Origin of the sequence: uncultured Marivirga sp. (assembly GCF_963974845.1) — a bacterium.
GTDB lineage: Bacteria > Bacteroidota > Bacteroidia > Cytophagales > Cyclobacteriaceae > Marivirga > Marivirga harenae.
The window spans coordinates 111955-130620 of record NZ_CAXBEQ010000006.1; the positions used below are offsets into that span (position 1 = coordinate 111955).

The 18666-nt window shown below is 34.8% G+C and carries 14 protein-coding genes; 7 read left to right on the forward strand and 7 right to left on the reverse strand.

What is annotated here, in order from left to right:
- Positions 1 to 134: 134 nt before the first annotated feature.
- The 3 genes from AAC601_RS14195 to AAC601_RS14205 form a co-directional block, all read right to left on the reverse strand.
- Complete coding sequence (locus tag AAC601_RS14195; protein WP_340153638.1) at positions 135 to 4157, reverse strand: AAA domain-containing protein; 4023 nt, start codon at positions 4155 to 4157, stop codon at positions 135 to 137.
- 69 nt (positions 4158 to 4226) lie between these two features.
- Positions 4227 to 5171 (reverse strand): helix-hairpin-helix domain-containing protein, encoded by a 945-nt coding sequence (locus tag AAC601_RS14200; RefSeq protein ID WP_340153639.1) that lies wholly within the window; start codon positions 5169 to 5171, stop codon positions 4227 to 4229.
- Positions 5172 to 5230: 59 nt separating this feature from the next.
- Positions 5231 to 5779 (reverse strand): 2'-5' RNA ligase family protein, encoded by a 549-nt coding sequence (locus AAC601_RS14205; RefSeq protein WP_340153640.1) that lies wholly within the window; start codon positions 5777 to 5779, stop codon positions 5231 to 5233.
- Between the two features lie 68 nt (positions 5780 to 5847).
- Here AAC601_RS14205 and AAC601_RS14210 point away from each other — a divergent pair, with 68 nt between their 5' ends.
- The 5 genes from AAC601_RS14210 (at position 5848) to purE (ending at position 11383) form a co-directional block, all read left to right on the forward strand.
- A complete protein-coding gene (locus AAC601_RS14210) occupies positions 5848 to 7428 on the forward strand; it encodes a hypothetical protein (RefSeq protein WP_340153641.1) in 1581 nt (526 codons plus the stop codon).
- A gap of 11 nt (positions 7429 to 7439) precedes the next feature.
- The gene (locus AAC601_RS14215; RefSeq protein ID WP_340153642.1) at positions 7440 to 8867 is read left to right on the forward strand and encodes a DUF5723 family protein; all 1428 of its coding nucleotides are present in this window, start codon (positions 7440 to 7442) and stop codon (positions 8865 to 8867) included.
- A gap of 75 nt (positions 8868 to 8942) precedes the next feature.
- A complete protein-coding gene (locus AAC601_RS14220; RefSeq protein WP_303271503.1) occupies positions 8943 to 9551 on the forward strand; it encodes a SiaB family protein kinase in 609 nt (202 codons plus the stop codon).
- Between the two features lie 174 nt (positions 9552 to 9725).
- Positions 9726 to 10862: a 5-(carboxyamino)imidazole ribonucleotide synthase gene (locus AAC601_RS14225; protein ID WP_303271504.1), complete on the forward strand. Its 1137-nt coding sequence runs from the start codon at positions 9726 to 9728 to the stop codon at positions 10860 to 10862.
- Complete coding sequence (gene purE / locus AAC601_RS14230) at positions 10859 to 11383, forward strand: 5-(carboxyamino)imidazole ribonucleotide mutase (RefSeq protein WP_303271505.1); 525 nt, start codon at positions 10859 to 10861, stop codon at positions 11381 to 11383. Before AAC601_RS14225 ends, purE begins: the two co-directional genes overlap by 4 nt.
- A gap of 9 nt (positions 11384 to 11392) precedes the next feature.
- Here the strand turns inward: purE and AAC601_RS14235 are convergent, their stop codons facing one another.
- Entirely contained in the window at positions 11393 to 13402 is a 2010-nt protein-coding gene (locus tag AAC601_RS14235) for a tetratricopeptide repeat protein (RefSeq protein WP_340153643.1), read from the reverse strand.
- A gap of 182 nt (positions 13403 to 13584) precedes the next feature.
- On the opposite strand from AAC601_RS14235, the gene AAC601_RS14240 reads away from it, so the two are divergent.
- Entirely contained in the window at positions 13585 to 14157 is a 573-nt protein-coding gene (locus AAC601_RS14240; protein WP_340153644.1) for a hypothetical protein, read from the forward strand.
- A 29-nt stretch (positions 14158 to 14186) separates the two neighbouring features.
- Here the strand turns inward: AAC601_RS14240 and AAC601_RS14245 are convergent, their stop codons facing one another.
- Both AAC601_RS14245 and uvrB read right to left on the reverse strand, forming a co-directional pair.
- Positions 14187 to 14957 (reverse strand): S1/P1 nuclease, encoded by a 771-nt coding sequence (locus tag AAC601_RS14245; protein ID WP_303271508.1) that lies wholly within the window; start codon positions 14955 to 14957, stop codon positions 14187 to 14189.
- A gap of 46 nt (positions 14958 to 15003) precedes the next feature.
- Positions 15004 to 17028: an excinuclease ABC subunit UvrB gene (uvrB, locus tag AAC601_RS14250; RefSeq protein ID WP_340153645.1), complete on the reverse strand. Its 2025-nt coding sequence runs from the start codon at positions 17026 to 17028 to the stop codon at positions 15004 to 15006.
- Positions 17029 to 17253: 225 nt separating this feature from the next.
- Here uvrB and AAC601_RS14255 point away from each other — a divergent pair, with 225 nt between their 5' ends.
- Positions 17254 to 17643: a DUF302 domain-containing protein gene (locus tag AAC601_RS14255; protein ID WP_340153646.1), complete on the forward strand. Its 390-nt coding sequence runs from the start codon at positions 17254 to 17256 to the stop codon at positions 17641 to 17643.
- Positions 17644 to 17677: 34 nt separating this feature from the next.
- Here AAC601_RS14255 and AAC601_RS14260 read toward each other — a convergent pair whose 3' ends face one another.
- Positions 17678 to 18649, reverse strand: coding sequence for a CNNM domain-containing protein (locus AAC601_RS14260; RefSeq protein WP_303271511.1), 972 nt, complete (start codon positions 18647 to 18649; stop codon positions 17678 to 17680).
- Positions 18650 to 18666 lie beyond the last annotated feature (17 nt).

Here is an 18666-nt window from a genome sequence, read left to right on the forward strand (position 1 = left end):
ATTTTCTTGTTCATGCATCATAAATAGAAGTGATTCTGAAGTGAAAGAAGATGAAAGAAATGCTTATTCATATATATACATATTTTAGCTCCGGACTCGTCAGGCAGTCATACGAGAACCTAAATTGGGTAAACTTAATCGTTCCTTTTCACAAATTGCACAACTCTTTCCATCAACTCCTCCCTATCATTCCAGAAATTTCGACTCTTGATTTGAATGTACGGCCAGTTCATTTTTGATAATAGGTAGGGAGTATAAGCAAAGATGTCTTTAACCGAAGGATTGTCGTAAAAGAGATTATCATCAGACAGTAGCAAACCTTTGTACTGCTCTTTATCCTTAAAACTCAGATCAGCAAAAGGCAATTCTTCTTCTGCTTTTATGGTTTTCATACTGTTTTCTAACTTCTCTTTTACCTTCAATTTTAGGAACCAACTACTTTCGAAGCTATCGACTGGACTTGGCATAGGTTTAAAGTTACCCTTGGAAACATCTAAGGCATATTGTAAGTAAGATTTTAAGAGCTTCGGCCCATTGTTTTTAGCATCATCCACCTTGAGCTGGTCAGGGAACAAGCTACTAACGATGATTACCTTCTCACGGGCCCTCGTGATAGCCACGTTCAATCTGTTTTCTCCTTTTGGAGCATTGATGCTCCCAAATTGCATTCGTAATCTGCCAGACTTATCAGGAGCATAGCCGGTGCTGAAAATGATGATATCTTTTTCATCACCTTGAACATTTTCAATATTTTTCACAAAGAATTTGCTGGGTAAAGTTAGATGCCCTTTTGCAATCTGTTCTTCTAAAATATCCCAAATCAGACTTTGTTGTGGCGCATTAAAAGTGACTACACCTATTTCTTTTTCAGGTTCATTTTTTAGATATTCCTTTATTAGATCTACTACATTCAGGGCTTCAACTTCATTGGCATTTTGTTCCCAAATACCTTCTACTTTGATATAATCAATTCCTGGGTCAGCTTTGTTAATATAATTGAAGTCAGGCAGTAAACGGAGTCGGTTCTTGTAGAAATGACGGTTAGAGAACTCTATAAGATCTAATGATTTACTTCTATAATGTCCAGCCAAGTGCAGGTTCATTACATATTTGTTGGCCAAATCCAATAAAGAGTCAATTTCCAAATCAGGATGGTCCACTTCTTCCTCTTCCCATCGTACTTTATAAAGGTCATTTGGACTTAGCTGTTTATCATCCCCAGCTACCAACACTTGCTTTCCTCTGTACATAGCAGGAATTCCTTTCTCAACAAAGCATTGAGAGGCTTCATCAAAAATTACCAAATCAAAAATTTCCTCCATGGGAAAAATAGCGGAAACTGATTCAGGACTAGCCATCCAGCATGGTATAAGATCAAACAATTCATCTTGAAATTCCTGAATAACCCTTCTTATTGGCCATATTTGTCGTTTTTTTGTAACCTGATGGCTCAAGTCTCTGTAAGAAATCCGATTATTCAATCGGTTATATTCAACATTTGCAAATGTCCTTTCCCGTACTTTTAGGTTAAGAATATCAGTACTTAATTTTAATTTACTTTCAATTTCATATTGGAGATCATCAGTTTGTTTATCAAATTTTCTTGTGGAGACCTCTCGTAAAATTGGATACTTGGTTTCAATATGATTGATCCATTCTAAATAAATGCTGTTCAAGAAAATGGCTTTAATATTATGATGATCAATAGTGACTTCACTTTCATTTAGTAGCTTTACTACCTCTTTCTCATGATTCTCTAAACTTTCATAAAGCTGGTCAAATTGAACTAGTTCATCAAAGTGCCTTTGGAATGTTTTAATGTAAGTCTGCGGTAATCTTTCTTGTTCTAGCTGATCAATTTGGGTTCTAGTGAGATACCGTTTCCATTCATTTTTCTCTTTAATAGTATCCTCAGATAATTGAATAATAGCCTTAATTTTTTCTAAGAATTCTGATAGGGTTTTTCCTTCAATTAAGGAAAATGCTTTGAAATTAGTGAAAGAGCTTATAATTTCTTTCGACTTTATAGCTTGAGTTTGCTCTTGAAACCAATGATTTAGTTCCATCTGATTTTTGGTCGATGGAATATCTTTTAACCATGTTTGTTTTTTGAGTTTCGTCATATTATGCTCAAAATTGAGGCGATTATCCAGTCGTTTCTCCAAGTCTTTTACTCCTGCACTATTCACGGGAAGGCTGTTGGCTAGCAAGACCTTTTTCAAAAAGTATTTCTCTTTCGCAAATAGTAGCCAATGGATCCACTTGGTAGGTCTTTTTCGAGATTGTCTTCTTAACTGGATGATTTTTTGTAAACTCCCTAAATCTTTTGACTGCAAACTGCTTTCAATTCCACCATCTTTATAACAATCATTTAGTACCCTTTGGACATTGCTGAGCCATAAGGCATTTGTATTGTCATCAGAATAATTGAACATGTGAAGTAAGTATTGATAAGCAGTTGTATTTAGTAATTCTTCGAGTTGATTTAATTTTTCTTGATGCTCCACTACATCTTCAAATTCTTTCAAGCTCATTGATGAACCAACCAGTTTCTTTGATTTTTCAGACGTCTGTTGGAAATAGGACGGAATTTTTTCCAACAATTTTACAATCTCCGCTTTGTCACTCAGATCAAAGTTTTTGAAATTCACACGATCTTGCCAAATGAAATCATCCTTACTGAAATCATCCACATAGGTTTGAAAATGAACTAGTTTCTTAGCGAAGTCTTCAATTTGTTTTTTATGAAAGTGCCGGTGAATCTGCTTTAAATTGATTTTAGTATCATTAAAATCGCAATTTAAATAGAGCTCCTTAGCGGAAATACCACATTCTGATTCATCAAATAATGCCAATCTATATTCCTCTTTTTCTTCAACAATCTGATCAATAATTCTGCTGGTTTTCAGAAATTCTCTTTCAATTTGCACAGAATCTAGGCCATTATTTTTGGCTTCATACTCTTCTAATCTGTCAATTTGATTTTGGATTTGTTCGAATATAGCTTTTCGATCGTTCTTGAAATCATGTACTAGGGCTACGAAGGGTTGCATATCAATTGACTTCATGCGCTCATGAATTACATCAAGGGCAGCTCTTTTTTGGCAAACCACCAATACTCGTTTACCTCGGGCAATGAAGTCCGTTACTAAATTACTTATCAATTGAGACTTTCCAGTTCCGGGAGGGCCTTGCACTACTAATGAATTCCCTTTCTTCACCGCTTTCAGGGCATTTTCCTGATAGGCATCCATAGGGAATACGGTGAAGGTTTCCTCTTCCTTGACGCTCTCAATAAATCGATACCGTTGGGAGTAATCAGAAGGATCTTCGGTTTGTTTATCTGGGTTTCTACTTAAGAAAAACTCTTCTATATCTTTAACTTCCTGATCTTTTTCTAGAAGGTATGTATAATCCGGTACTAAGTAAGAACCACTTTGCGGGAAAATCCCAATGACTGCTTCTGGATACAGCTTAAGTTCGCCTTCTTTCTCGTAAGTTTCAAAATCAGATTTTTTAAAATCCTTAAAGCGATGCAGTACATCCATAAAATTATCTTGATTGAAGTTGAGTTCTATAGGACTTTCTTTAAAAATTTGATACAAATCAGTTCTGAAGACTCTGCTATCAGGATCATAGATTTCAAATACTTTCTCTATAAGCTCATCGCTTATTTTAATTCCATGAAAATGCGCATAGGCTAATAGGAACGATTTATTGAAGGTGATATTGACATCTTCTCTTAACTCCATCACCCATTGACCATTCACTTCATTTACTTCAATAGGAAAAAAAATAAGTGGGCAGCGAACAGAGGTTCCGCCCTGAAATTTGCCTCTAACAAAAGGCCATCCAACATAAAGGTCTTTTGCTCCTCTTTCGTCATATATAAATTTTTCAATTCTCTTTAACTTTTTCAACTTCCTGCTCATGATATTATTTTTTTCGAGCCGGGGATCTGAGATGGCAGAAAGAGGAATGTGTTTCTTTCTTGAAATTAAATCCTCTATTAAGGAAAAAGAACTTTTATTTAACAGGAAATCGAAGTCATGTAAATCTAAGGTTTGGTCAGAAATCAAGCGCAACAGTAGGAGTGACCTATTGGTGCCGGAAAGATTCGTTAGCCGTTTTAAATAATACCTTAGGATGTCGTGCATATATTAATAATTAGCAAAGAATCAAGTTAAGAAAATATTGGCTTTTTTGTAAGTGAGTTTTGAAATTGACTACTCAAATGAAAGATAAGGGCTTACTTTTTGCACCCAGCTACTATCCAAAATCATGATGGAATGTAGGTCCTCACTCGAATTGAATTTCCCATGTTGATTTCTGTAATTGATAATCACATTTGCTTCTTTGTAGGAAATATACGGATGTTGTACCAAACTGTCAGCATTAAGTTGATTAACTTTAAGTTGCTTTAAGTTTTTTTTCTGTTCAATAAAGACATACTTGAGAAGAGAATCTAAATTTTCTTTCTTTAATCCATATACCTCTTCAAGCTGATCCAGAGAATTAAAGCCACCTAAATAATCTCGATATTTGGTAATCCGTTGTGAGTAAGCAGGACCTATACCAAATATATTTTGCAATTGGGCAGTATCTGCTTTGTTAATATCGAATCGTTGGATTTTTACTTTTTCAGTCGTTCGTTTAGTGTCTTTTTCTTTCTTAATCGTGTTGTCCTTGTTACTACCAGTTTCAAATTTCTCTTCAGCTTTAGGTGTAATTTTCGTAAGCATTATAAACGGATGAATTTTCTCATACAAGGAGCTATCCATTCCGTATATTTTCAAAAGCTCTGATTTTGACTCAAAGGGTTTTATCTTTTTTCGGTATTTTACGATCCTCTCGGCAAGGTATTCAGGAAAGCCTGCTGAAATCAGCTGAGGAACGCTAGATTTATTTAGATCAAATGTTTTAAAGATTTCTTTATTGTTTTCTACTGTTTTAATCTCCACTGAATTTTTAAGCTCCGCCATTAGAGATTTTAGCTGTTTTTTGTCGTCTGCAGACTGTACGCTCTTGCTGTAAATATTATATAGTTGACGAGAAGCAAACGGTGCGGCAAGTATGATAAGCATCAAAAGGACGAGAATTATAAATCCGTTGGTCTCAGTTCTTGAAAATCCAAAAAAATTCCGAAGCCATATTCTGATTTTTTGCTTCATTATTGAGTAAGGCTTTAGTTAAATACTAAAGTAAAGAAGGATTTTGGAAACTGCAATTATCAAGTATAACCAAATTTGATTTCCTTAAATATATCCCAAGCTTTGCCATTATGTTTGAAGACAATTAGCGAATCGGCCAAAAATGAATTCTGAAAAGTGCGATCTTTAACCTCACTCCAAATCTCATAAAAGATAGGTTTTTTCATATCACGAAATGCGATTGTTATATGAGGGGCAAAGCCATTTTTTCTGTGTGTATCATTAAAAATTTGAAATTGCCTCATAAAGTTCGCAACCGATTTTTGTAGTTCATTGAGATCAAAATCATCCCTTACGTTAATAAAAACTACCCTTGGTTCAAAACATCCAAAATCCTTAAGCTGAACAGTAAAGTTTTTTTGATTTTGTAAAAGTTGTGTTAATGCTGATAAAAAAAGATCTTCTTTACTGATAGCCAATTTGAAAGGCATTTGTAGCGTAATATGTGCTTTTGAACGAAAAGCGCCCTTGATCCCATATTTTTGATAAAACTCCTGTTTAATTCCATGAACTTCCCTTTCTAATGGATGAGGAGGGCAAATTCCTATAAAAAACATTGATTTTTCCATATATTTTTATTTCTATATTTTATAGTAATCATTCAATTTTAGGTAGATTTGAATCAAAATTTAATAATATGAAATGGATTTTCAGAAAATCGGGCTTCTATTTGGCACTTTTTGCATCAGTTTTTATTGGTGGTTGCTATTCTGAGCTGAGTGAATTGTCTGTTGAAGACATTAAATGGAGCCCAGAACTTGGGATTCCCTTGATTGATTCAAAGTTTACGCTTACGGAAATATTAGAATCAAATTCCAGCAGTATTGATTTTACGACTGATGCCAATAGGACAATTGTGATTTCCATTTCTGATGATAGTTTGTTTAGTCAATCCGCTTCAGAATATTACACTTTAAACAATACGTCCTTAAATGTTCCTCCTATCATTTTGACAGAAGAAGAAATTGATTTGTTCAATTCGAATGGTGAAGTAACGGTATTGCGAGAAGTAATGATTGATTATCCAAATCCGGCAAATTTAGATGAAATCGTAATTGACGCGGGTGAAGTTGCAATAGAAGTGGAAGAAGATTTTCCTGCCAATGTAGATTTATCATTTTCAATGGAAGATCCTAACGACAATTCTATATTGGATTATAATCAAAATTTTATTTATGATGGGTTTAACCCTATATCCACGGACCAAAGTGTAAATCAGTTTAACGATATTGCCTTTAGCTTTAATGCTGACCCTACTCAAGGGCAGGTACAGCTTTCCTTTGAACTATCCCTTTCCAGAGTTAATCAAGACTTAGTTTTTGGAGTGAACAGCTTAGATGTAAATATAGGGTTTCAGGATATGGATTTTGGAGCACTTTACGGAGATTTAAGCTCTCAAAATATTAGTACTGAATCAAATACAGTTCAAACAGACTTTTTGGATGATAGTGAGCTATTAAATGATATAGAATATTATTTTGAGAATCCACAATTTAGAATAATGTTTTCTAATTCAATGGGGCTGCCGGTTCGTTTTGATGTAAATAATTTCACATCCTTTAAAAATGGGGAATCTACTGAAGAGCCAATAAACAATGCCATCGATTTAGAAGCTTCCGAAGAAGGCTCTGTTGCTGTATCAGAGGTGAACTTCGACAATGTATTTAAAAACCTAATTAATAATATGCCTGATTCGGTTAGCTTGCAAATTGATGGTTTAATTGACCCTAATGATATTCCTAATAATTTCGTAACAAGGGACTCGTACATTCAAGTGGGGTATGAAATTAATTTGCCTCTGGAATTTAGTTTAAGTGGTCTGGAAATCAATGAGACCGTTTCGTTGGAAGGCATCGATACCCAAGAGTTACAATATGCTTTATTCAAGTTCACCTCTGAAAATTCTTTACCAATTGACCTAGACTTCACTGCAGATTTATTAGATGAAGATAGTACTGTTGTAATGAACTTATTCGATGGTAAGTTTTTGGCAGGGGGCACGGAAGATCAACCAACGACTATTAATGATATTATAAGATTAGAGGATAATCCTAGTACTAGTTCAAACGAACTACAGGATTTGAAGGAAGTTAAAAGAGTTGGGATTAGGGCTACTGTCGCAACTACCAATAATGGTAGTAGTGTAGTTCGGATAACTTCCGATGCTTCAGTTCAATTTAATTTGGCGGTTCAGGCTAAATATAATGTAAACTTTTAATCCGGGGAATTATGAAAAAGATTATATATAGCTCATTATTGATATTGTTTATTTGGAATGGCAGCAAGGCTTTGGCACAATCTGATATGATTTCTTATGGACTTAACAAGACCTTGCCACAGGCGAATAATTTAAATCCTGCAATTTTACCTGACTACAAATTTTCCTTCGGTCTTCCTGGCTTGTCCGGATTTCATATTAATACGGCACAAAATTTTACAAACCTTGAACTGTTAAATACAAAAGATGAGGACGGTAGTCTAAATTCAAATAATATTCTTAGTGCTATAAAACGCAATAATAGGATTAGCTCGAACAATAATATTAATTTGTTTCACTTAGGAATACGAGGCTTAACTAGCTATACTGCAGTAAGCATTAATACTAGAACTACAGCTAGAGTTAGCCTCCCAAGAGAGTTCTTTCAGTTTGCGGTCTTAGGAAACGCTAGTGATGAATTGAAGGATGGGCTTCTTGATTTAAATAGATTTTCGACTAAATTAATGGGTTACACTGAGATAGGAGTATCTCACGGACGAGAGATTTTGGGAGGAAAAATGACGGCAGGAATAAGAATTAAATATTTAATTGGCCATGGATACGCTGATATTAAAAACTTTGATGCTAGATTAAGAACTTACGGGAATAAGGATTTTAGAGGGGATTCTCTCGCAATAGACGTCAATCAATTTGATATTAGAACTGCAGGGATTGCTGCTTCAGTTTCTGATGAAGATTTTGAAAGTGATGATATCAGAAGCTCTGTGCTTTCAAATGGTGGCTTTGGATTGGATCTGGGAGCCACCTATGAATTCAGCAGGAAGATAAGATTTTTTGCTAGTCTGAATGATTTAGGATTTATTAATTGGAATAGCCAATATGCCACAAAATTAGCTGTCCCTTCATTTCAGTATAATTTTAGTGGGATCGATGTTGTTGAATTAATAAACGGAGAAGATATCTCAGTTATCAATGATTTTGATAGTGTTATAAATGATTTGGAAATAGCTGAAACCACAGATGAATCATTTGCAACATCCTTGACTGCGAGAATCTATGCAGGGGCGTCTTATCAATTAAGTAGAAGACAGACAGCTTCGGCTATATTGTATTCTGAATTATATAGAGGCACATTGATTCCAGCTTTTACGGGTATGTATAACTTTCAGGCAGGCACGTTCTTTAATTTTGCTTTTTCGGCAACTCTAATGAATGGTAGAGTAAACAATTTTGGGACAGGGGTGACATTGAATTTAGTACCATTCCAGATTGTCCTGGCAACCAACGATTTATTATCTATTGTAAACCCCATGCAAGGTAGAGCAGTTGATTTTAGATTTGGTATTAATCATACCTTTGGAAATGTAAATAAGGGCAAAACAAGGGCAAAAAAGAACAGTAAAAATACAATTGATACAATTGATTTGGGAATTGACTGATTTTTCAAAAAAAATCTACTAATTTGGAAAAAGTTAGAAGTATCTTATAAAAAAAGAAATAAAATCTAATTATTGATGATAGATAACATAAATGAAAACAAGATGGATTTAAATGTAAATTTCATCAAATCAGTACTAAGTCTATTTTCTGAAATGCAAGGAAATGGAATTTCGTTAGTCTATTTGGGAGAGTTCAACCATGAAATTACTAAGATGTTTACCTCTATGGCAGAATCAGACATGGAGCGTAAAAAGGAAGATAGATATGTTAAAAAGAGGGTTTACCACGTAATGGTAGAAACTCTGCAAAACATGAATAAGCATTCCGATGAAATTACTGATGCTCAAATTGGGAATGGTTTATTTGTGATTGGTAATAAAGAAGATATTTATTATGTAATCACTAGCAATAAAGTAGCAAGAGACAAGGTAGATGATTTAAGATCTGCTATTGATGAAGTAAATGCCGCCAGTGCTGATGAACTGAAAAAAATGTACATGCAACAGATTAAGCATGGTAAGCTTTCTGATAAGGGAGGAGCCGGTCTTGGTTTAATTGACATTGCGAGAAAAACAGGGGAGAAATTGGTTTATAAATTTTTACCTATCGATGAAGAATTTGATTTATTTATCTTGAAAGTGGAAATAAATGCAGATAAAATAAAAGATGTAAAAGGTAAATAAGCCTTTCATAGTATACTTTTCAATAGCCTTTCACTATACCGAAAGGCTTTTTTTATGTCTGTTTTTTTCAAAAAATGGAGCTAAGTGGAGTTTTCCGCATTGTTAGGCATTTGTAATGTTTAATAGATATTTATAAATATTATATTTGTTTTCTAAATTATTCAAAATTGCATTATGAGTTTTAATACAAATTTAAAAGTTGGAGTTTTAGGTGGAGGTCAATTAGGCAGAATGCTTTTACAAAGTGCCATCAATATCAATATTGACTTGAAGATGATGGATCCCGATCAACATGCTCCATGCTCAAATTTGGTAGCTGATTTTAGAGTTGGTGATTTAGAAGATTATGACTCGGTGTACGAATTTGGCAAAGAGTGTGATGTTTTGACTATTGAAATTGAGAAAGTCAATATCAAAGCAATGAAAAAGCTTCAATCTGAAGGTGTCAAGGTTTATCCTCAACCAGATATTATTGAAATGATCCAAGACAAAAGGGTTCAAAAGCAATTCTATAAAGACAACGGAATCCCGACTTCCCCATTCGTACTAACTGACAACAAAGCTGATTTAAAGGAGCATATTGAAAAACTGCCTGCAGTCCATAAAATTGGTAAAGGGGGCTACGATGGAAGAGGGGTACAAGTAATTAAATCTCAGGACGATATAGAAAAGGGCTTCGATGCCCCATCACTGCTAGAAGAATTTGTTCCATTCAAAAAGGAGCTGGCGGTAATTGTCAGTAGGAATGAGGATGGAGAAGTGAATTCATTTCCAGTGGTTGAGATGGTTTTTCACCCGGAACATAATTTAGTAGAATACTTGCTTTCACCTGCAATAATTGATAAACAGGAAGCAGAAAAGGCTAAAAACGTAGCAGTTGATATCATCAAGAAATTGAAAATGGTAGGGATTTTAGCCGTGGAAATGTTCTTAACCAATGATAATGAAATTTTGGTAAATGAAATCGCACCAAGACCTCACAATAGCGGACATCAAAGCATTGAAGGCAACTTTGTGTCGCAGTATGACCAGCACCTTAGAGCCATTTTGAATCTTCCGCTTGGTGATACTTCAACTAAAATCAGCTCTGCTATGGTAAATGTTTTGGGTGAAGACGGATTTACAGGAGATGCAATGTATGAGGGGATGGAAGATGTCATGAGAATATCAGGGGCATCGGTTCATCTATATGGTAAGAAATTAACTAAACCATTTAGAAAAATGGGACATGTTACCATTACTGATCCAAGCTTGACTTCACTAAAAAGAAAGATCGAAATCGTTAAATCAACATTAAAGGTAAAAGCATGAGTCAAAAAGGGAAAATAGCCATCATAATGGGTAGCCAGTCAGATTTGAAAGTAATGAGTGAGGCGGCTAAAGTTTTAGATGAATTGAACGTTAGCTATGAGCTAACAATTGTATCTGCACACAGAACTCCGGAAAGAATGATGGATTTTGCAAAGTCAGCTAAGGGCAATGGTTTTCATGCCATTATTGCTGGTGCAGGAGGGGCTGCTCACTTGCCTGGGATGGTTGCAGCCTACACTACCTTGCCAGTAATTGGCGTGCCAGTAAAATCAAGTAATTCCATTGATGGCTGGGATTCAGTACTTTCTATTTTACAAATGCCTGGCGGGGTACCAGTAGCAACTGTTGCATTAGATGGAGCAAAAAATGCTGGAATTTTAGCCGCTCAAATAGTATCTAATTTTGATGAAAATGTCTCTAAAAGCTTGGAGAGTTTTAAAAAGGAAATGAAAGATAAAGTATTGAAATCTGCAAATGATGTAGAAACTAATGGTTGGAAATCAGGAAAGATGGGATTTTAATTTAATATTTTAAGAGATAGGGAAGTAGATAGTGAATTCACTGTATTTCCCTAGTTCAGTTTCCAGATTGATTTTTCCGTTTAACCGATCTACTAGAGTTTTAACTATTGCCAATCCAAGTCCATTTGAACTTTCTCCTCCAGTTGGTTTTGCAGACAGCTTTTTGAATTTCTTAAAAAGGTTGTTTTTATCATCTTCAGTGAAGCCCGGTCCAAAATCTTTGACGCTAATCCAAAAGTTATTTTTAATAACTCCTGCTCGTAGGATAATTTCAGACTCTAAATTAGAAAATTTGATTGCATTGGAAATTAAATTTTCGAGTATCCGATTGATATAATTCCTATCAGTATTAACTTTCAAACCGGGCTCACATTCTATTTTGTATTCAATTTGTTTGTTGGTGAGCTCGATCAAAAAGTTTGAAAGGGTATCATCCAGTATCTTTTTCAACTCAAAGCTTTCAGATTTTAATTCTTCTTTATCTGTGACAATAGAATTAACATCCAGTAAATCATTGATTAGATACGCCCCGTGTTTAGCATTATTCCTAATCATACCCACATATTGACTTTGCTCTTCATTTAGTCCTGATAATCGTAATAATTCAGTTAAGCCTTTAATTCTATGGAAAGGGGCTTTCATATCGTGGGCAACCAAGCTCAAGAGAGAGTCTTTCTCATTATTCAAGTCATCTAATTCTTTGTTTCTAATAATCAACTCGTCATTTTGTGCCTTAATTTCTTTATTCTGAAGAGTAATCTTTTTTTGCTGGTCTTCTATTTTTATGTTCTTTGTCTGAAGAATTTGATTGAGTTTTCTTCTTCTGTTTGCTGTAATCCAAATGATAACTAATATAATGATGGCAAGTACAATAGTGGCGGTTAGTGCTATGTTGAAAGCTCTTTGATTTTGAATTACTTGTTTGTAGGTTTCTTCGTTCTTTTTTAATAGCTCATTTTCCTTTTCCTTTGCTTCCAAAGCTAATCTTCCTTCTAATCTTTCAATTTCACGAGCAGTATTAACGTTTTCGGTTTTTTCTTTCAATGTCGTATATCTTTTGAAGTAATCAAAAGCCTTTTCGGTTTCACCTTGCTTTTCAGAAATCATGGAAATGTAATAATAAGCTTCCTGTTCGTAGGTAATATCATTATTTGTAGCTAGCTGATTAACCTTGTCGAAGTATTTTAATGCTTGCTGATATTCATTTCTGTAATAATGTATTTCTCCTAGAAGCGAATAAACTTGAATAATTAGGTTGATATTTTTTGCCTTTGAAGCAAAATCGAGTGCTTCATTTGCATTGTTTAATGCAATTGCTAGCTGCCCTCTCTTTGTATTCATTTCTGCTATAGACAATTTTATTATGGCCAGATTTGCCTCATCATTTATTGTGGAAGCGACTTCATATGCTTCGGTAAAATATTTCAGGCTGTAATTGTAATTTTCCATTTGCCCATAAATACCAGCAATTTCTAGATAAATGGAGATGATGCCAGAAGGGTCATCAAAAATTTGACGGATTTCAGCAGTCTTTAAGGACATTTCCAATGCCTTTTCTAGATTGTTTTGAGATTGATACAATTCTGCTAAACTCTTGTACCCGTAGCTCATAGAAATGCTATCTTGTACTGCTTCGAATATTTCTAAAGCTCGAAAAAAATTATCATACGCAGCAACGTAGTTTCCTTGATTAAAATACAATCGTCCAATATTATTAAGAGAATAACCATATTGCAATGAATCACCATAGATTAGAGCTGAATCTTTAGCTTGCTGATAAAGTTCGAATGCTTTTATATTCTCACCTTCATAAAAATGACCGACTCCCTTAAAATTTAGAGATTTTACAACTTTTTCATTTAGTTCAGCACTTTTGGAGGCAATTTCAATTGCATTTTGACTATAGAGCAATGTGCTATCAGGATATGATTTTCTGAACTCCCAAGCTAATTGGTTATAAATATCTATTTTTTTCGAAGGGCCCGCTGAAGAAAGTGTGGACTTTAAGCTATCTATCATTGTCTGATTTTGCCCTTTCATAGAAAGAGGCAAAAAAATAAGTAAATATATTATTATGATAGTAGAGGTAAACTTCACTTTTAGCAATTGTTTATGTAAAATATGTTATTTCCACTGTAATTTTACAAAATGAATTTATCTTATCATTGGTTTAAATGAATTATTATTAATATAACTAAAATATGTCTTCTCACCATATCATAAGGGATGAACAAGAGCCCCCGGTATTAGTATTTGAATTATTTGATAATTGGAACGAGATTTCCGAATTGTTAGCTTGGTCTCCTATTTTATTGATCGCTCCCGAGATGGAAGTGGTATTTAGCAGTAAGCAAACGAAGGTGGATGGATTTTTGGTAAGTCAGGAAGAGGAGGTTGACATAAGAGATAATGGAAGTCTTGTTTACAATTCCTCAAATTTGGCTTGGAGCATTAATAATTGGGCTGAGGGCAAGAAATACACTGCTATTTACATATTTTGTGATTCAGATTTAATGAGCAAACTGATTGATGATAAAAAGGCAGTGAAGTTTTTGATCCCAATTATATTTTTTACTGACAACGGGAAATACACGCTAATTCCCAATTATAAGTTTAGGAAGTGGTATCCTAAGAATTATAAAATTGATATTCTAAATAATGATATAGTAGCTATTGAAAATTTAAGCAAGGATGGAAAAGGCTTTTACTTAGAAAAAGATGGATTTATTAAAATTGAAGTTGAAGGTGATTTTATCTTGATTAAAGAGAAGTGAAACAATGTTTTGCTTCACTTCTGACTGGCTTATCCATATATTTCGTTCAGTAGTCCAGCTAATCTAATTCCTGCTTTTTTAATTTGATCTTGAACTGTAGCCCAATTCTTATAGCTGTATTCATAGCCTAAATACATGTCTTCGGGTAAACTGTACACTTGACCTCTTAGATCCATTGCTTCTTGATACCAGACGTCTATTGTATTTTTCTGAAGAGTTTTTATTTCCTCTTTTGTAGTGATGTTTACAGCATCAGCCAGTTCTGTATAGCTAAATGCTTTGGAATCAATCATTTCGCTATCCCAAACTCTGTGAAGATTTGAGTTCTGCCCAAACCATTTGACCTTAACGGCATTTCCGCCAACGTCTTCACCATTTCCAACATGACAAGGCTGATGAATGTCGCCAACCAAATGAATTAACATCTTAAGTTTTTCTTGTTCACTTTTCGAATCTAAAGATCCAGTTTTTAACTCTTTTGTGATTTTCTCAATCATCATAATGATGTCCCCGTCCGGGCTCTTCTCAGTCTCATCATACGTCATTCCATCAGGAATAGTAACATAATGCCAAGGTTTAGCGTAATCCCAGCTGTCATCAGATTTGATATTGTCCATCCATACACTTGCTACAGCTATAGATTCTCCGCTTAAAATCTCGTTAATTCGCTTTTCTACCTTTCTTTTCAGATAAAAGGAAGCCACTTCTCCCACTGCCCTATGTCCAGTTTGCCCCCATGCCAAAGCTTGAGAAAATGTGAAAATGCTTAAAATGAAAGTACTTATTATTCTAATTTTCATATTTGTTAATTTTTTGTAAAGATAATCTTTTAGTATTATCAGAAAGTCATTTCTTTTCTCTTAATTTCTGTAGTTCTTGCCATTCATCACGTAATCTCGCAGCTTCGATAAAGTCCAAATCCTTCGCTGCTTTTTCCATTTTCTTTTTGGTAGCAGCAATCATTTTATCCAAAGCGGGCTTATCCATATACTGGACCACAGGATCTGCAGCGACTGAAGTTTCCTCTATACCAGCATAATATTTCTGTTGTGAAGTTTTTTTCGAATCAACCGCCACAGTTTGTCCCAGTATACTTTCTCTAGATTTAAATATTGTTTTGGGAGTAATTCCATGCTCTTCGTTATATGCTTTTTGGATTGCTCTTCTTCTGTTAGTTTCATCCATGGCTTGTTGCATCGAATCTGTAATTTTGTCGGCATACATGATGACCTTTCCTTTTTCATTTCGAGCTGCACGACCAATGGTTTGTACTAAAGAACGCTGATTTCTTAAAAATCCTTCTTTATCCGCATCTAATATAGCGACTAAAGAAACCTCTGGTAGATCAAGGCCTTCTCGTAATAAATTCACCCCAACTAGTACATCAAACTCACCTAAACGTAAATCTCTCAGGATTTCTACCCGATCCAAGGTGTCCACTTCCGAATGAATATATCTTGATTTAATGCCAGCTCTCCCCAGAAATTTATGTAGTTCTTCCGCCATTCGTTTGGTTAAAGTTGTGCATAAAACTCGCTCATTTAACTTCACCCGCTCATCAATTTCTTCCAACAAGTCATCAATTTGATTGCCGCTTGGACGGACATCAATTTCTGGGTCGAGTAATCCTGTTGGCCTAATTACTTGTTCAACCACTGTTCCTTCCGTTTTTCTTAACTCATATTCAGCAGGAGTGGCACTTACATAAACTGTCTGGCCGATTAAGTTTTCAAATTCATCAAATTTCAAGGGCCTATTGTCCATCGCAGAAGGTAATCTGTAGCCGTAATCTACAAGGTTTATTTTTCTGGCTCGATCTCCGCCATACATTGCCCTGACCTGTGGGACAGTTACATGACTCTCATCAATTACCATCAAAAAGTCATCAGGAAAATAATCCAAAAGGCAGAACGGCCTAGTGCCGGGAGTTCTCCTATCAAAATATCGAGAGTAATTTTCTACCCCAGAGCAGTAGCCCAATTCACGCATCATTTCTATGTCGAACTCAGTCCTTTCTTGCAGACGTTTTGCCTCCAAAAATCGGCCGTCTCTTTCAAAAAATTTCACCTGTTCCACCATATCGTCTTGAATTTCCTTGATGGCTTGGTGTAATACATCTTTACCTGTAACGAATAGATTAGCGGGGAAAATGCTAATAATTTTTTCATCTGAGATTTTCTTTCCGCTTTCAGGATCAATTCTTTGAATGAACTCTATTTCGTCTCCCCAGAACATAATTCTGTAGGCAAAGTCAGCATAAGCGACATAAATATCAACAGTATCTCCTTTTACCCTAAAGGTGCCTCTTTTGAACTCAGCCGTAGTTCTATTGTATAGGATATCTACAAAGGCAAAAAGTAATTGGTTGCGTGCAACCTTGTCACCTTCCTGTAAACGAATAATATTTTTGCCAAATTCATCGGGATTACCGATACCGTAAATGCAAGAAACAGAGGCTACAACAATCACATCCCTCCTACCCGACAGTAGTGAAGATGTTGCACTTAGCCTTAATTTTTCAATTTCTTCGTTAATCGATAAATCTTTTTCGATATAAACATTACTGGAAGGAATAAAAGCTTCAGGCTGATAGTAGTCATAATAAGAAATAAAATATTCTACAGCATTTTCGGGAAAAAACTGCTTGAATTCACCGTAAAGTTGCGCAGCTAATGTTTTATTATGGCTTAAAACCAAGGTGGGTTTTTGAACTCGCTCCACTAAATTTGCTATAGTAAATGTTTTTCCAGAGCCAGTTACACCTAAAAGTACCTGATCTTGTTCCCCATCTTCAACTCCTTTTTGAAGTTCGGTTATTGCTTTTGGCTGATCCCCGGTAGGTTGATATTCACTTATGATTTTAAAATCCATACTGCAAATAAACGATAAAGTTGAAAAATGTTTGAGAACAAATAGAAATAGATTTAATCCACAGGGACAGATTTTTATTTTAGCAGATTTAATAATTAAAAGGTGATTTTGGATTTGCTATGTAACAAATATCACAGATAGTAATCACTGACATAAGATAAACGATTTCAGCTAATCAATTTACAGCTTTGGACGTTATTATAACAAGCAAAAAAATTAAGAATAATGAATTACTATCATTCGAAAATATTAAAAGATAAAGATTTCAATACAGTAAGAAGTGAAGTGGAATCAGCCTTGAAAGAAGAAGGTTTTGGAGTTTTAACTGAAATAGATTTTAAAGCTACCATGAAGATAAAATTAGATAAGGAATATTTGCCTCATGTAATTTTAGGAGCCTGTAATCCAACCTATGCGGATAAAGTAGTATCTATTGAGCCTCACATTAGTACAATGCTACCTTGTAATGTCACTATAAGGGAAATGGAAGATGGTAATATAGAAGTGACAGCAATTGATCCTGCTTCTGCAATGGCAGTGGTGGAAAATGAGGAACTTGTTCAACATGCCAAAGAAGTAAACAACATGCTTAAGAATGTATTAGAAGCAATTTAAACTCAATTTAAATGGGTAGTTAATTGCTACCCATTCAATCAAATTCATCTTCAATATCACCCACAATGGTTTCCACTAGATTCTCTAATGTGATCATTCCAATTATTTTTCCAGCCTCTGATTTTACCATTGATATATGAAATCGATTTTCATTCATACTTTTCAACAAGTTGATGATAGGGGTATTTTCATTAATAAAAATCACCGGCCTGATAAACTCTGTCAAGCGGTTTTCGGAGCTCTCTTTTTCATTTAAAGCAATTTCCTTAAAATTTATATACCCATATACTCCTTCAATAGAATCTGTCCTACTGATTGGGTAGCGCGTATGCTTATGTTTTAAAGCCACATTAAAATATCGGTCAAAACTAACATTTTCCTCAAAAAAAATGATTTGATCTACAGGAAGCATGATTTCTCTAACAAACCGTTTTTTTAAGGTAGAGGTATTGATGATGATACTTTCCTGATCGGTGTCAATTATTTTTTCCATTTTAGCCATTCTGGCAATGGTCCGAATGTCATCAAGGCTGTATGGATTACTCTTCTTTCTTTTGCCTACTAATAATCTGGTGAAGGCCTGAGTGATGACAATGAAGGGATGAAGAATTTTTATAATGAGTTGCAGAGGCCATGCCATCTTCCGTGAAATAGCGTTTGATTTATTAACACCTATTACCTTTGGAATAATTTCAGTTCCAAAAAGAATCACGATGGTAAAAATTACTGAAAAGATCCAGATGTATTTTTCTCCATAAATCGCGTCAAATGCACTTCCCGCTATGGTGGCACCTCCTGTGTGGGCAATCGTATTTAAGATTAGTATGGCGGAAATAGGCCTGTCAATATTGGATTTGAGCTTATGCATGATCTTGGCATAGCTAAGTCCTTTTTCTTTATCAGTTTCAATTTTGACTTTGTCGACACTCAATAAAACTGCCTCAGCCATTGAACATAGAAAAGACACGAATACTGCTACAAATGTGCTTAATACGAATATAAGCATGATGATTTAGTTTATTC

Coding starts and splice junctions, on each gene's coding strand:
- AAC601_RS14195 (WP_340153638.1), bottom strand. CDS start 4,157: ATGCACGACATCCTAAGGTATTATTTAAAACGGCTAACGAATCTTTCC.
- AAC601_RS14200 (WP_340153639.1), bottom strand. CDS start 5,171: ATGAAGCAAAAAATCAGAATATGGCTTCGGAATTTTTTTGGATTTTCA.
- AAC601_RS14205 (WP_340153640.1), bottom strand. CDS start 5,779: ATGGAAAAATCAATGTTTTTTATAGGAATTTGCCCTCCTCATCCATTA.
- AAC601_RS14210 (WP_340153641.1), top strand. CDS start 5,848: ATGAAATGGATTTTCAGAAAATCGGGCTTCTATTTGGCACTTTTTGCA.
- AAC601_RS14215 (WP_340153642.1), top strand. CDS start 7,440: ATGAAAAAGATTATATATAGCTCATTATTGATATTGTTTATTTGGAAT.
- AAC601_RS14220 (WP_303271503.1), top strand. CDS start 8,943: ATGATAGATAACATAAATGAAAACAAGATGGATTTAAATGTAAATTTC.
- AAC601_RS14225 (WP_303271504.1), top strand. CDS start 9,726: ATGAGTTTTAATACAAATTTAAAAGTTGGAGTTTTAGGTGGAGGTCAA.
- purE (WP_303271505.1), top strand. CDS start 10,859: ATGAGTCAAAAAGGGAAAATAGCCATCATAATGGGTAGCCAGTCAGAT.
- AAC601_RS14235 (WP_340153643.1), bottom strand. CDS start 13,402: ATGATAGATAGCTTAAAGTCCACACTTTCTTCAGCGGGCCCTTCGAAA.
- AAC601_RS14240 (WP_340153644.1), top strand. CDS start 13,585: ATGTCTTCTCACCATATCATAAGGGATGAACAAGAGCCCCCGGTATTA.
- AAC601_RS14245 (WP_303271508.1), bottom strand. CDS start 14,957: ATGAAAATTAGAATAATAAGTACTTTCATTTTAAGCATTTTCACATTT.
- uvrB (WP_340153645.1), bottom strand. CDS start 17,028: ATGGATTTTAAAATCATAAGTGAATATCAACCTACCGGGGATCAGCCA.
- AAC601_RS14255 (WP_340153646.1), top strand. CDS start 17,254: ATGAATTACTATCATTCGAAAATATTAAAAGATAAAGATTTCAATACA.
- AAC601_RS14260 (WP_303271511.1), bottom strand. CDS start 18,649: ATGCTTATATTCGTATTAAGCACATTTGTAGCAGTATTCGTGTCTTTT.